Here is a 13,777-nt window from a genome sequence, read left to right on the forward strand (position 1 = left end):
TGAGGGTTAGTTGTCCAATTATTGTTAATTTCCAAGTGTGGCGGACGGGTGTTAGATTGGTGGTCAAGAATGTTTGTCACAATCAGGAAGGGGAGGGCTCATGCGGCTGCTGCACCGGCAAACAGGCAAGAATACCCAGCAGCTGCGCACGGCATGTCCGCTGTTAAAAAATGACGGCGGGATTGGCAATTGCTCGAAGCGAACAAACGGCGCCGGCAGGGGGAACATGATTTAAAGGAATGGAAGCGATTTCATTTCTGGCCGTGCCACTGCAAGGAAAAAACAGCTGATTTCGAAAGGGAGGTGGAGCTGCTTCCAAGCGGCATTGCTGCCTTAAACTGCAAAGTCAATCAAACAGCAGCGGATAAATGGAACAGAAGCTCTGGCTGTTGGCTGGTTCCAATGTAAATGAATAATGCCTACTCAAAAAAACAGGAGGAAGATGCATGAAAACCAAGAAAAAACTGTTAAGTGCCATCCTGGGCGTACTTCTGAGCTTCTCAATGGTGCCCTCCGTCTTCGCTACAAATGCGTATTATCCATCCAACCAGGGTCCGTCCCAAGCCCAGCCTCCCGCGGGACGCGAGTATTTCCCTACCGACATCAATAAGCTGCCCAGCTCCGACGGCCTGCCCGACCTGTTTAAATTCCTTGACCCGACGAAGGGAACGAACGGTTATGCGACCACCAAGGCAGAGTGGGATCAGCGCCGGGCGGAGATCTCAGACGAGCTGCAGTACTACTACTACGGTCATAAGGAACAGACCAGGAAGGAGGATGTCACCTATTCCGGCACCTTCGGCACGAGCAACGCAGCGTTGACGATTACCGTCAATAATCCGGAAAACGGAAAATCCGGCAGCTACAACGTAACCGGCATTTACATCCCGACCTATAAGGAAGGTGTGGCGGATGCCGATCTGAAAAACGGCGAAACGAACATCGCGCCTCCCTATCCCTTTGTTATCGGCGTAGGCGGCGGCGTTTCCGCCAATATGCGCAATGCCTTCCTGCGTCACGGCTATGCCGTGATGAACAACCCCACCGGCACGATCTACAGCGACAGCGCCAGCCGCACCGGCCTGTACACCACATTGTATCCATTCAACAAGGATACGTACGAGGGCGATTCCGGCGCGCTGATGGCATGGGCATGGGGCATCTCCCGGACCATTGACGCGCTCGAGAACGGCGCGTATAAAGGCCTTATCGACCCGACCCGCTCGGTCGTCACCGGAGTGTCCCGCAACGGCAAGGGCGCGGCTCTCGCCGGGGCGTTCGACGAGCGCATCAGCATTGTTGTGCCCGTGGATCCCGGTCAGGGCGGCATAGCGTCCATGCGCTATTCCTCCGAGGGCCGCATCTACAACTACAACGTGCCGAACAGCGCGAACGGGGCTCCCAATGCCTCCTACAGCAACTCCAACATGAACCGCAGCTTCTTCCGCAACGAGAAGCCGACAAACCTGCTGTCTCCAAGCGAAGCCCACTGGCTTGGCGTCAAGGCCGAGGATTTCCGCTTTGACCTTGACAAGCTTCCGTTTGATTCGCATGCTCTCGCGGCGCTGGTTGCTCCGAGGCCGCTTATCACTTTTACCGGGGAAGGCTTTGACTGGTTGGGCTCCCCGTCCAATGTGCTTGCCACTGTCGCCGCCAAAGAGGTCTATGAGCTGCTCGGCGCAGGCGGCAACATCGGTGTCTACGTCCATGACGGCGCGCATGCCTTTCAGGACCGCGACCACGCCTATGTGCTGGCTATGATGGACCGCGAGTTCCACGGCGGAAAATACGGCGATCCTCTCAAGGTTGAGGGACCCGATACGCTCGGCGTTAACGTCAACCCGCCGGTTCGCCCGGCGCAAACCTACGGCAGTGTATGGGAAATGTCGAGCTATCCGTTTGAGGTAGACAGCTCGTATATTCAATGGTCACGGCCGGGCAAATATTCACTCTATACCACGAACGAGATGGTAACAGCAGGTTATCCGGCAACGATCAAGGCGTATTCCGACGCTTCGCAGGTTATGTTGAACACGGGTGCTGGCGTCTATACCGCTGATGTTGTTACCGGCGTCGCCACCTTCACCCTCAGCGCCGACAAGGTTGCGGCGGGCCGCTACACGCTCTCCACCATCGGCAAGGCCAAGGACAGCCAGACGGTCTATCTCCAGAGCTATGACCTGACGGGTATCCTCCGCACCAGCCTCACGGCTGACGACACCGGCGACAATCAACGCTGGATCTTCGGCTTCACGAGCAAGGTCGACAAGAATGCCATCAAGATCTTCGCCAACGATGTGCCGGTTCCGGCCAGCGTGAACGAAGCACAGGAGCCCGGCTGGATTCTTCCTTACGGCGCTTCTATCCTGACAGGCTATTCCAGCGCCGATGCGGACAACACCAACAAGCACTCCTTCTTCCAGGAAGATGTTCCCGGCTTCCCGGCCGTTTATACAGCAGGAGTGAACAGGGTTGTCCGTCTTGAGGATGTCAAACTTGAATCATTGCCCGATTATAATTTCCAGTTCTCTTATGATTTGAATATGGCCAAGGCTGTCCTGCCGCCGTCCTGGCCGTCCACCAATATCAAGATCGGACCGAGTCCCAACTGGCCGCAGTTCCCGAACAAGAACACCGATACGGGCGAGAGGCCGGAATCGCTTCCGTGGCCGACCACCAAGCTGGGAGACGTTATCTTCAATCCCAAGAATACGATGATCACGGAGGCCGACACCAGCGTATCCATTGGCTTTGCGGATCCGATGGACCCGCAGAATTTCGGCTTCGGCACAAACTTCGCAGAGGATTACACCGTCCAGTGGAGTGAGAACAACACCATCGTCACCATCGGCTTTGACAAGCCTCTCTCTGCAGGCAGCGAACTCACGCTTGTCCGACTGAAGGATGCGGCGGGCAACGTCAATGTCAAACCTTACGTCTTTGATCTCGCGCCGAAGGCCGTTACCGGCATCACCGTCACGCCGCCGAACAAGGTGGAGTACAAGGTTGGCGAGCGCATCGATCTGACGGGGCTTGTTGTTACCGCAGCCTTTGAGGACGGCACATCCAAGGCAGTCAGCAGCTATGAAACCGACGTGAAGGACGGCACGCTGGTGCAAAAAGCCGGCACCACAGAGGCGACAGTCAGCTTCTCCGGCTTCACCGCCAAGTTCAATATTACGGCCACATTGCCCGAGAGCATCATCTACACGGTCAATGTGCCGGAAAGCGTCATCGTCAACAGCAAAGATAAGGAGACACCTGTCAAATTCACGCTAGACGCAGGAAATTACACCGGCCTGCAGGGCTTCAACGCCAGGGTGAAATACGACGCGGATCTCACATACGTAAGCGCAGTCGGCAAATCCGGCGTTTCGGTTGTAGACGCCAAGAACGACGCAGGCAAGAAGGAGATTCAGCTTGCCGTTGCCAAGCTGGGCGCTCCTATCTCCTCCGGAGAGAATCTTTTGAACCTGCTTGATCTGAATTTTACTGTTCCCGCGGGTTATGTCGGCGACGTGAGCGTGGAAATCATCATTGAGTTTGCAAGCAATGGCAAAAACGAATTAGCTGTCACTCCGCTGAACAATACGGCGACGGTGACGGTGGGCTCCTATATGGTGCTTACCTACGATATTAACAACGACAAAGTCGTTGACTGGAACGACTTCTATGCCGTTGCCGGCTACTATGGGGCTTCCAGCCTCGACAGCAACTGGCGGGAGAACGCCTATCGCGCCGATTATACGGGCGATGGCAAGGTGGGAATAGACGACCTGCTGGTCTTCATCCAGGTTCTTAATGACAACAGCATAGGATTTTAACAGCAGCCAAATCGTTCATTCAGGAAAGATTGTGACCGGCGCCGGGAGTACGTTATCCCGGTGCCGACACACTTAGGAGGAAAATATTATGAGAGTTTTGAGAAAATCGCGTCACGCCGTATGTTTTGCGCTCTCATTTGTTCTATTGGTTTGTATGGCCGGCCTGCCGGTGAATGCCGCTCCATCGAATGCCGAAGCCGCACCGATCAATGTGGAAACAGCACTGACCGAATTCACGGTGACGATTTCCCTCACGGAAAAAGAAAAATATGCCGGCGTGGAGATGTCGGTAGAACTGTCGGATGGCATAAAGTATGTAAGCCATGAGATGGAGCCGAGTTTTACAAGCCTTTATCAGTATAACGGCACCCGGCACCTCATTGGCGGGATGACGACAGAAGGAAAGAATGTTTTCTCCGGCAAGCTTGAGGTAGGTGTGCTGAAATTAAATTATCAGGGTAACGCGAACGAAACCATCTCTATTTCTCCTGCGGTAAGCCGGTATGACGGCGACGGCAAACCGGTCTCCACGCCAAAGAAAGAGCAGACCATTCAGATTTCCCGTCCTGGCAGCGAGGCCAATCCCGGCGGAGACAATTCCGGTACAGGCGGCAGCAGTGGCGGCGGCAAAACCATTATCCTGGATGAGCAAAACGCAAATATTGAGATCGTGCTTGACGATGCTGTCCCTCTCGCCGGTATGCCCGGCTTCACCGATATAAGCGGACACTGGGCGGAAAGCTACATTCTTTCTCTCGCCGCACAGCAGGTTGTGTCCGGCGTTGGAAACGGCAAGTTCAGTCCGAACGGCAAGCTCACCCGCGCCGAATTTGTGCAGATGTTCTACAACGCGTTTGGCAGCGGAGCGCAGCCCGGCGGCCCGCTGACCTTCGGGGATACTGTACCCGGCGGATGGTATACGAACGCCATTGCCTGGGCCACGGACAACGGGATTGTGACCGGCTACACCGAAAAAGCGTTTGGCCCGAACGATCCGATCAGGCGTCAGGACATCACAGTCATTATGTCGCGCCTTGCTTCCACGTTCGACATGGATCTAAAGGCAGGACAGGAGAAAGCAGCATTTGCAGATGATCAATTGATAGGCGGCTATGCAAAAGCTGCCGTGTATCAAATGCAGTCGGCCTCCATCATCGCAGGCAAGGGGAACAACATTTTTGATCCTCTGGGCAACACAACACGCGCCGAAGCCGCCAAAATTCTTTACATTATTCTTGAAAAAGCCGGCAAGATCGACCCGGCTTACGCGATTCCCTCCTGATGGAGCGCTAACGCCGCTGAGAATATCTTCATACTGGGCGGCGTTTTGCCTGTGGATCCAGGGAAATTCTCCGTTTTCAAGAAAGGTTAAGTTCATTAAAAAGTGTTAACTGCCCCGGTACCTAGCAGATTTTGGTCAGGTTAACCTCCCGATTATTGTTAATTTCCAAGCGTGGCGGACGGGTGTTAGACTGGTGCTCAAGAACGGTTTGTCACATTTAGGAAGAGGAGGCTTACCATGGCTACTGCAACGACCAGCCGGCAAGATAAGACGGCAGTCCGCGTACGGCGTATCCGTTTCAAGACGCTGAAGCGGGATTGGCAATTATATGCGCTGTTGATATTGCCCTTGGTTTATTTTGTCTTGTTCAAGTATGTTCCCATGTTTGGCATCATTATTGCGTTCAAAGACTACAACATGTTTAAAGGAGTTCTGGCAAGCCCCTGGATCGGTTTTGAGACATTCCGGGAAGTGTTCGCCATGGATGCTTTCTACAATGCGCTGCGCAACACCTTTGTACTGAATTTTCTGGATTTGGTGATCAGCTTCCCCATTCCGATTATTCTGGCGATCCTGCTTAACGAGCTGCGTGTGAAGTGGTTCAAGAAGGGAGCCCAGACGATCCTGTATTTGCCCCATTTCATTTCTTGGGTCATTATTGGCGGGATGGCTCTCCAATTGCTCGCAACGAACACCGGTATCGTGAACATTATTTTAAAGTCATTCGGATTGGAAGCGATTCCATTCCTGACCGAGCCGCTGTATTGGGTTCTCTCTTACCTGGGCATCGGCATATGGCAAAGCGCAGGCTGGGGAACGATCATCTATCTGGCCGCTCTGACCGGCATCAACAGAGACCTGTATGAAGCAGCCGATGTGGACGGAGCGAACCGGATGCGGAAAATCTGGCATATCACCATGCCTGGCATCAAGCCGACAATTATCATTCTATTAATCATTAATATCGGACATATGGCCAGCATTGGCTTTGACCGTCCTTTCGTCCTGAGCAATCCCCTTGTAACGGATGTATCTGAAGTGATCAGCACCTATGTGTACAAGATCGGGATCCAGTCGGCGCGTTATACGATCGCTACCGCAATCGGCCTGTTCCAGGCTGTTGTCGGGCTCATCTTTCTGCTGTCCGCCGATTTTATTTCCCGTAAAGTCAACGATCAAGGCATTTGGTAGGGGGGAGGAGAATTATGACCAGAAACGGAAACGAAAGAGTCGTTGATGCGATCATTATATGCTTTATCACCGTAGCGGGAATATTATGCCTCGTGCCTATGCTCCATATCTTCGCCCTGTCGCTCAGCTCCAACAGCCCGATCATGGCGGGCAAGGTCACCATTATCCCCATGGACATCGATTTAACGGCTTACAAGACCGTATTCGGCAATCCGGAAATGATTCGCTCCCTGGTGTTTACCATCGGGCTTGTCACGCTGTTTACCGTTTTCTCTATGATTATGACGGTTATGGCAGCTTACCCGCTAACCAAAGAGAGGCTGAAGGGGAGAACCCTGTTCCTACTCATCATCGTGCTGACCATGTTCTTCAGCGGCGGCATCATTCCGGAATATTTGCTGATCAAAAACCTGCATCTGCTCGATACGGTCTGGGCGCTCATTCTGCCGGGAGCGATTAATGCCTTCTATCTGCTCATTATCAAGACGTTCTTCTCTTCTATTCCGCTGGAGCTGGAAGAATCCGCGCGAATGGACGGAGCAGGCCATTTCAAGATTCTGATCCGTCTGGTGCTGCCCTTGTCTCTCCCGGTGCTGGCTACGCTCAGCCTGTTCTACGCCGTAGGACGCTGGAACGGGTTTATGGACGCGCTTCTGTATATCACCAAATCGGAGCTGTACCCGCTTCAATTGAGACTGTACGAGATGGTCATCAACAGTCAGGTCATTGATATGGCTACCGCAGAGGGGATGAATGCCGCTGCTCCGGTGCCGGAGAGCCTCAAGGCAGCGTCCATTATGTTCGCAACCCTGCCCATTCTTCTTATCTATCCATGGCTGCAGCGGTATTTTATCTCAGGCATGATGATCGGGGCAGTCAAAGGCTGATAGTCGCTCTTCGTCAGATCATGCGGCCCTTAAGCCGTCCTCGCGAAGGTTGCTATAGATAGAAAAAACCAAAATATGAAGGGAGCCAAAGTCTGATGAAAATCGCAATCCGAAAAACAGGCATGATTATGTTCACCCTGCTGTTGTTTGCATCCGTATTGGCAGGCTGCAGCAGCGGCAACAATTCGGACAACGGCACAGCGCCGGCAAACACGCCAGCGAACACGCCGGCTGAAGCGCCAGCGGACAATCAGGGGGATGAGAACAAGCCGGCAGCAGAAGAGCCTAAAGGAGATCCAATCACCTTGCGGGTAGAGCTGTTTGACCGCAACAATACGCCGGCCGGAGCGCCGCCTATCACGGACAACTTTATGACCCAGTTTATTCAAAAGAATTTCGGCGATCCGAACAACATCAAGGTGGAGTTTGTCACCGTCCCGCGCTCGCAGGAGGTGGATAAGCTGAACGTGCTGATGGCTGCCAACCAGGCTCCGGATATTGCCTACACGTATGATCAGCCGACCGTTCAGAAATATGTCAAAGACGGCGGGTTGACCGATCTTGGTCCCTTGATCGAGCAGTTTGGCCCGAACCTGAAGAAGACGATGGGCGATGAGCTCCTCAGTTACGGGATATTTGACGGCAAGCAGTACACGATTCCGGCAAAACGCGTGCTGACCGCACAAATGACGACGTTTATCCGCGAGGATTGGCTGAAGGAGCTTAATTTGCCGCTGCCAGAAACGACAGAACAATTTTATGAGACATTGAAAGCGTTCAAGGAGAAAAAACCGGGGAAATCCGGCGATAACGTCATTCCATACGGTTATATCGACTACTTCCATATGCATGCCCTGCAGTATTCATTCTGGCAGTGGGACAAAATCTCGCAGGAAGATCTGTATGCGAATGCGGAATGGCTGATGCCGGGGAATAAGGACGCCTACCGCTTCCTGAACAAGCTGTATAATGAAGGACTGATCGATCCCGACTTCCCGCTGCAAATGAACAAGGATACGCAGCAGTTCCAGAAGGACCTGATCAACGGCCGGGTCGGCGCCGCTACGCCGAACACCAACGAGCCCGTATACATGGGTTATTATACGGAATTGAAGAAGGCGGATCCGAATGCGGTATTGGCGCTGATCGATCCGTTCACGGACGCAAGCGGCAAGCATCCCAAACCGGTGTACTCTCCGAACGGAATGTATATTCTGGTTCCGAAGGCAAGCAAAAACGCCGAGGCTGCCGTCAAGTACCTGGACTGGATGGCCCAGCCGGAAAATATTATTACGCTGCAGAACGGTACGGAAGGCGAAACGTACAAGATGGAGAACGGTCTTCCCTATACGCTTGACAATGATTTGGTCAATCAGACGCTGTACAACTATTTCGATTACTGCATTATTCTGAACGGCAAATATGTAAGCAATACGGACGAAAAGCTGAATATCGAAGCGAACGCGTCGGACCCGGCATTTAAGGATTTTACGGTAGAGAGTATCGAGAAGGGCATGTCCGACGGTGTCGTTAAACCGCGTGTCCTGACGCCAATCGAGTCGGAAATTAAATATGCGACGACTTTGAAGGACAAGGACGACGAAATTATGGTTAAAGTCGTAACGGCGAAAACAGCAGACTTTGACAAGGTATACGACAATGAAGTTCAGGATTATCTGAAAATTGGCGGACAGGAAGTCATGGACGAGAAACGCAAAGCGTTCAAGGCGGAAAATCCTTAAGCCCCGTGTGAGAAGCTGGGAACCTTCCGGCAGCCTGCCAAGCGGGTATCGAGTGCGGGATTCAAAGAAAGCTGCAGGAAAGCAGCCGGCGTGAAGAACAGGGTAGTGGATTATGAAAGATAAGAGAAACTGCTGTTTATGGCGGTTTCTCTTTTTTTTTCAAGACTTTTGGTTGACAAATGGTTGATTTTACTGGAAGGTCAGATTAATGATATCCTATTTTCCAAAACAACGTGGAGCTATTCTATGAATAGCTTCAACCATATCAATTACCCCGTGCAGGCTGTTCGTTCAGGGGGAATTATTGCGGGCAGGAGGGGACCGGGATGAGAGTGACGGCAGTACGCATCCATACGGAAGGAAGCCGCGGGCGATATGCTGAATTGCTGGGGCACATATCGTCCGGAAAGCTGGACAGGCTGCAGCGTTTCCGTCATAACAAAGATTTTAATTTAGGACTGATGGCGGAGCTGCTCATACGTACGATGATTGGCGAGGAGCTCGGGCTAGCCAATTCGGCATTGCGGATCGTGCCTGACAATAACGGGAAACCGCAGCTCGATGGGATTGCAGACTTTCATTTCAACGTTGCGCATTCAGGCGAGTGGGTTGCCTGCATCACGGACCGGCAGCCAGTCGGCATTGATGTAGAGCAGATCAAAGAGGTTGAGCCCGGCATAGCAAGGCGATTTTTCACGGAGCAGGAAGCGGCGGATCTCGATAGATTGACAGGCATCGAGCGTACGAGGGCCTTCTACCGGCTGTGGACGCTGAAGGAAAGCTATATGAAGGCCGATGGCCGGGGGATGCGGCTTGGACTTGATACGTTCAGCTTCTCTATTGACGATAGCGGCAGGAGCCCCGGAATCAAGCTGAACACAGAGCTTCTGCTGCAGCATTGCAGTTTTCGGCTGTACGATTGCTGCCCAGGATATGAGCTTGCGGTATGCGCCATGCATGATTCGTTCCCGGAGGAAGCGTCGGTGTGGGACGAGGAAGAGCTTCTTAGTCGATTCGAATCCATCCGTTCACCTTATAATTCCCTGCAGGCAGGGAAAAGGCAGGGTCACTCTTAAGCCAGTCTTCTCAGTTGCTTGAATCGAAAGAGCCGATCAGGACGACTTTGTTGCAATGCTTTTAAAATAGTCCATAATTTGTTACACTTGCAATAATAATGATTATCAATATCATATAGATAAATGGAAATTGACTTGCTCTCTGCGGAGCTTTGTAGCACAGGCCGGAAAGCTTAGCGCATTGAGAGTAGGGATGTCCGAAGCATTCGTTGGAACCTTATGACTTTTAATGAGAAATTCATGCTCAATGTACCCGCTGTCATGTTAAATAAAATCAATTTGTTTACCTTCCCTAGCGGGAGGTATTCTGTGGCGTTTAATGATGCCGCCAATCAGATTCATCCAGGGATTCGCGCTTGCAGCATCCGTTTGTCGCTTAGTCCGGCACCGGCTTTGCAATGGCGCCTTTCAGCGCTGCTTCTTGCCAAACAGGATGGGATTTCATGTATCGGCGTTGAACACATCCATTAGAAAACAGATAAGCAAGGGGAGTGCAGCATGATAATCATGATGCACTCCCCTTGCTGGCTTTATTTAAGGCTCTGCCATCCACCGGTCCCCGCCCGGATGGGGACAGCGCTTTTCCGCAAACTTGGCGGAAACGCGGACAATACAGCCGCACAGCATGCAGGTTGTGCCATCCAGCAGCCTGGCGCATTCGCGGCAGGCGCCGAGTCTCCGCTCGTACAGCTCATCGGGCACACAGCTGCCGTGCTTGACCAGATTAGACGACAAGATCCGGTTGATTTGCTCTTCCGTCACCTTGTAATGATCGGAGCAGCCTTTGCAGGAAGAGGTATGATTCATAGGACTCATGGAGATGGCTTCCTATTCCGCAGCAATTTCAAGCAAGACTACTGACATCGGCGCAAGCTTTGCCTTGATTGTGGAGCCTTCTCTGGTGAAGGAATGGAATGGGGCTGGCTTCACATTATCAGGCTGTTCAAACGTATTATGGGCATCGATGACATCGGCAGACAAGCCTGTGCCTGTGATAGCGAGCGTTTTGTTTTCCAATCCCCGAAGCTCAATCTCAACTTCAGCTCCGTCCTGATGGCTTATATTGCATAAGCTGACATGAATGCGGCCTTGCCCATCTTCAGTGGCGGAAGCGGAGATCTGCGGTATGCTGCCGCTTTCTCCTTCATAGTCCTGCGATATGCTGTGTGTATGCAGACGGGCCGCATCCTGATGAACCTTGAACAGGTCGAACAAATGATAGGTCGGCGTCAGAAGCATCTTCTCCCCCTCCGTCAAGATCACGGACTGCAGCACATTCACAATTTGGGCAAGGTTCGCCATCTGCACTCTGTCGCAGTGCTGCTGGAAGATATGAAGGGTGATCCCGGCTACGAGCGCATCGCGAATCGTATTCTGCTGGTACAGGAAGCCCGGATTGGTGCCAGGCTCTACGTCGAACCAGGTCCCCCACTCGTCCACAATCAATCCGACCCGCTTGCCGGGGTCATACTGGTCCATAATGGCGGAGTGCTTCGTGATCAACTCCTCCATATAAAGCGCTTTCTTCATGGTTAGATGCCACTCGTTTTCCGGGAAGCCGGTCGCTGCTCCTTTTCCATCCCAGAAGCTGCCGGGAACCGTATAATAATGAAGACTGATCGCATCCATCTTCGTATGGGCTTCCTTCATCAGCGTTTCCATCCAGCGGTAATCTGCACCGTTAGGGCCGCAGGCGATTTTGTATATCCGGTTGTCTTCGTAATTGCGGACATACGTCTGGTATTGCCGATAGAGATCGGCGTAATATTCAGGACGCATATTGCCGCCGCAGCCCCAGTTTTCGTTGCCCACGCCAAAATATTTGATGTGCCACGGCTTCTCCCGGCCGTTCTGCTTGCGCAGGTCCGCCATTGGGGACACGCCGCCCGAGGTCATATATTCCACCCACTCCGACATTTCCTGGACCGTCCCGCTGCCGACGTTGCCGGATATGTAGGGCTCGCATTCCAGCATTTCACACAGCATCAGAAATTCATGGGTACCGAAGTGGTTATTCTCAATGACGCCGCCCCAATGCGTATTGATCATCCGCTTGCGGGATTCACTTGGACCGATGCCGTCCTTCCAGTGATACTCGTCGGCGAAGCAGCCTCCCGGCCAGCGCAGTACAGGAATTTTAAGCTTCTTGAGCGAAGCAACAACATCATTACGGATACCATTCGTATTCGGAATGGGAGAATCCTCGCCAACCCAGATTCCTTCATAAATACATCTACCCAAATGCTCGGAGAAATGACCGTATAGATTGCGGTTGACTGTGCCCTCTTTTAAATCCGTATTCACAATGACTTTGTTGGTTACTGTTTTCAGATCTGCCACTGCCAGCTTCATCTCCTTGAATTAATATTATTATTAATTAATATAATGATTATATTAATTAATATCATAATAGGAGTTTTTGGAGTTATTTGCAACTTTTTCTGCTTGGTGAAGAGGCGGATTAAAAGACGGGTAACTTTGTTACATGCTTTTTACAAGTTGGAGAAGCTTTATTCATATCGAACTTATAGGATAAGAGAGGGATAGACCCGGTTAAGGAGAGAAAGATCGTCAGGACAGCGTGAACGATGATGGGGGAGATCATCTTTCGAGAGGATGGGCTTCTATGCTAAAGGATGAACAGACAGCGAAGGATGGAACAATGGACGATGCTTTCAGCGCTTTATATCAAAAGCACTACAAGCAAGTTTATTATTCTGCCTATTCGATTATAAGAGACCACTTTCTGGCTCAGGATGTGGCACAGGAAACCTTCATGAAGATTTTCCGCCGTTTCCATACGTTGAAGGATAAAGAAAAGAAGGAAGCCTGGCTAAACGCCATTTCCAGAAATACGGCTATCGACTTTTACCGGAAGAGACTTAGAAGACAGGAAATATGGAACGATAACATCGAATTCTTCACTGGAGCTGCCGAAGAAGGAATGGAACATCAACTAGAAATGAAGACCGTCCACGAGCTGCTCTTGTCATTGGAACCGGAGCATCGGCAGTCTCTTTTGCTTATATATGAATACGGGATGTCCTATGAACAGCTGGCACGTTTTCACAACACCTCCGTTAGTGCAGTGAAGTCACAGTTACACCGCTCAAAAAAGAAACTGCAGTCCATGGCACGGGAAATGGAACAGTCATGCTGACCCTATTTTGGACAGATGGTTAAAAGAGATGTTAGCCAATCTGCAGGAGATTGGTCGGTAAGCAGACAATGAAGGGATCGAATCGGCATCAGTCTCATCCCGGAACTGGAGAAGGAGCGGTTTTGTAAGCCAATAAGAGACCGGGCTCGGCGGGGATGTTTCAGCCGTTTGGCCGGATGGAGGCAGCCGAGCCGCCTGGGTCAATAATCATCAGATTGCTTACATTGGGGCGGATGGCGCTCTGTATCCGTACGATTTTGCGCAATGCGGCGGTATCTTGTCCAGCTGGGGCTGGCAATCAGCTTTCAGCTGTCTCCGGACCGGAAATATATCGCGTACTGGATGGGCAAGGATCTGACGATTTATGCGGGCAAGCAGCAGGGAAATAATATTTTGAACGAGATGTCGGTTAATCAGGGTGCCGTTCCCTCCTGGATGGCATGGAGTCCAGACAACAGCAGGCTTGTGGTTGATGCACAGAAACCGTATGTACGAGAGATAAGGCCTGCGTCTGTGACTGCTGCATTCCAGGCAGCATATATCGAGCCTTTTATTATAGAATTTCAATGAAATGCGTTCATCAGGCGATCAAGGTACAGATGATAATGATCAGAA

12 protein-coding genes are annotated in these 13,777 nt (G+C 51.7%); 10 read left to right on the forward strand and 2 right to left on the reverse strand.

The genetic code is table 11. The features are described 5' to 3' along the window. The first annotated feature begins 73 nt into the window (after positions 1–73). The 8 genes from AC0YOB_RS08040 to AC0YOB_RS08075 all read left to right on the forward strand — a co-directional run bounded on the left by AC0YOB_RS08040 (position 74) and on the right by AC0YOB_RS08075 (position 10,473). Positions 74–235 carry a hypothetical protein gene (locus tag AC0YOB_RS08040; protein WP_475792409.1) on the forward strand — a complete coding sequence of 54 codons (162 nt, stop codon included), beginning with the start codon at positions 74–76 and terminating at the stop codon, positions 233–235. A gap of 211 nt (positions 236–446) precedes the next feature. Continuing rightward, positions 447–3,824 carry a glucuronyl esterase domain-containing protein gene (locus AC0YOB_RS08045; protein ID WP_475792410.1) on the forward strand — a complete coding sequence of 1,126 codons (3,378 nt, stop codon included), beginning with the start codon at positions 447–449 and terminating at the stop codon, positions 3,822–3,824. 88 nt (positions 3,825–3,912) lie between these two features. After that, positions 3,913–5,106, forward strand: a complete 1,194-nt coding sequence (locus AC0YOB_RS08050; RefSeq protein ID WP_475792411.1) for an S-layer homology domain-containing protein — start codon at positions 3,913–3,915, stop codon at positions 5,104–5,106. A gap of 237 nt (positions 5,107–5,343) precedes the next feature. Beyond that, on the forward strand, positions 5,344–6,297 hold the full coding sequence (locus AC0YOB_RS08055; RefSeq protein WP_475792412.1) for an ABC transporter permease: 954 nt from the start codon (positions 5,344–5,346) through the stop codon (positions 6,295–6,297). A gap of 14 nt (positions 6,298–6,311) precedes the next feature. Continuing rightward, entirely contained in the window at positions 6,312–7,184 is an 873-nt protein-coding gene (locus AC0YOB_RS08060; protein ID WP_475792413.1) for a carbohydrate ABC transporter permease, read from the forward strand. Between the two features lie 95 nt (positions 7,185–7,279). Further along, positions 7,280–8,926, forward strand: a complete 1,647-nt coding sequence (locus tag AC0YOB_RS08065; protein ID WP_475792414.1) for an extracellular solute-binding protein — start codon at positions 7,280–7,282, stop codon at positions 8,924–8,926. A gap of 326 nt (positions 8,927–9,252) precedes the next feature. Continuing rightward, positions 9,253–10,002 (forward strand): 4'-phosphopantetheinyl transferase family protein, encoded by a 750-nt coding sequence (locus tag AC0YOB_RS08070; RefSeq protein WP_475792415.1) that lies wholly within the window; start codon positions 9,253–9,255, stop codon positions 10,000–10,002. A gap of 309 nt (positions 10,003–10,311) precedes the next feature. Next, positions 10,312–10,473, forward strand: a complete 162-nt coding sequence (locus AC0YOB_RS08075; protein ID WP_475792416.1) for a hypothetical protein — start codon at positions 10,312–10,314, stop codon at positions 10,471–10,473. 63 nt (positions 10,474–10,536) lie between these two features. Here AC0YOB_RS08075 and AC0YOB_RS08080 read toward each other — a convergent pair whose 3' ends face one another. Then, positions 10,537–10,818: a DUF6171 family protein gene (locus tag AC0YOB_RS08080; RefSeq protein WP_475792417.1), complete on the reverse strand. Its 282-nt coding sequence runs from the start codon at positions 10,816–10,818 to the stop codon at positions 10,537–10,539. 12 nt (positions 10,819–10,830) lie between these two features. Continuing rightward, a complete protein-coding gene (locus AC0YOB_RS08085; RefSeq protein WP_475792978.1) occupies positions 10,831–12,333 on the reverse strand; it encodes an alpha-N-arabinofuranosidase in 1,503 nt (500 codons plus the stop codon). Positions 12,334–12,628: 295 nt separating this feature from the next. Here AC0YOB_RS08085 and AC0YOB_RS08090 point away from each other — a divergent pair, with 295 nt between their 5' ends. Both AC0YOB_RS08090 and AC0YOB_RS08095 read left to right on the forward strand, forming a co-directional pair. Further along, entirely contained in the window at positions 12,629–13,162 is a 534-nt protein-coding gene (locus AC0YOB_RS08090) for an RNA polymerase sigma factor (RefSeq protein ID WP_475792418.1), read from the forward strand. A 264-nt stretch (positions 13,163–13,426) separates the two neighbouring features. Beyond that, positions 13,427–13,732, forward strand: coding sequence for a hypothetical protein (locus AC0YOB_RS08095; RefSeq protein ID WP_475792419.1), 306 nt, complete (start codon positions 13,427–13,429; stop codon positions 13,730–13,732). The last annotated feature ends 45 nt before the right edge of the window (positions 13,733–13,777 follow it).

This window comes from Paenibacillus sp. JT31N17, from assembly GCF_056269255.1.

Excerpts from the sequence above, each read along its gene's own strand:
- AC0YOB_RS08045 (WP_475792410.1), top strand. The coding sequence starts at position 447 with ATGAAAACCAAGAAAAAACTGTTAAGTGCCATCCTGGGCGTACTTCTG.
- AC0YOB_RS08050 (WP_475792411.1), top strand. The coding sequence starts at position 3,913 with ATGAGAGTTTTGAGAAAATCGCGTCACGCCGTATGTTTTGCGCTCTCA.
- AC0YOB_RS08055 (WP_475792412.1), top strand. The coding sequence starts at position 5,344 with ATGGCTACTGCAACGACCAGCCGGCAAGATAAGACGGCAGTCCGCGTA.
- AC0YOB_RS08060 (WP_475792413.1), top strand. The coding sequence starts at position 6,312 with ATGACCAGAAACGGAAACGAAAGAGTCGTTGATGCGATCATTATATGC.
- AC0YOB_RS08065 (WP_475792414.1), top strand. The coding sequence starts at position 7,280 with ATGAAAATCGCAATCCGAAAAACAGGCATGATTATGTTCACCCTGCTG.
- AC0YOB_RS08070 (WP_475792415.1), top strand. The coding sequence starts at position 9,253 with ATGAGAGTGACGGCAGTACGCATCCATACGGAAGGAAGCCGCGGGCGA.
- AC0YOB_RS08080 (WP_475792417.1), bottom strand. The coding sequence starts at position 10,818 with ATGAGTCCTATGAATCATACCTCTTCCTGCAAAGGCTGCTCCGATCAT.
- AC0YOB_RS08090 (WP_475792418.1), top strand. The coding sequence starts at position 12,629 with ATGCTAAAGGATGAACAGACAGCGAAGGATGGAACAATGGACGATGCT.
- AC0YOB_RS08095 (WP_475792419.1), top strand. The coding sequence starts at position 13,427 with ATGCGGCGGTATCTTGTCCAGCTGGGGCTGGCAATCAGCTTTCAGCTG.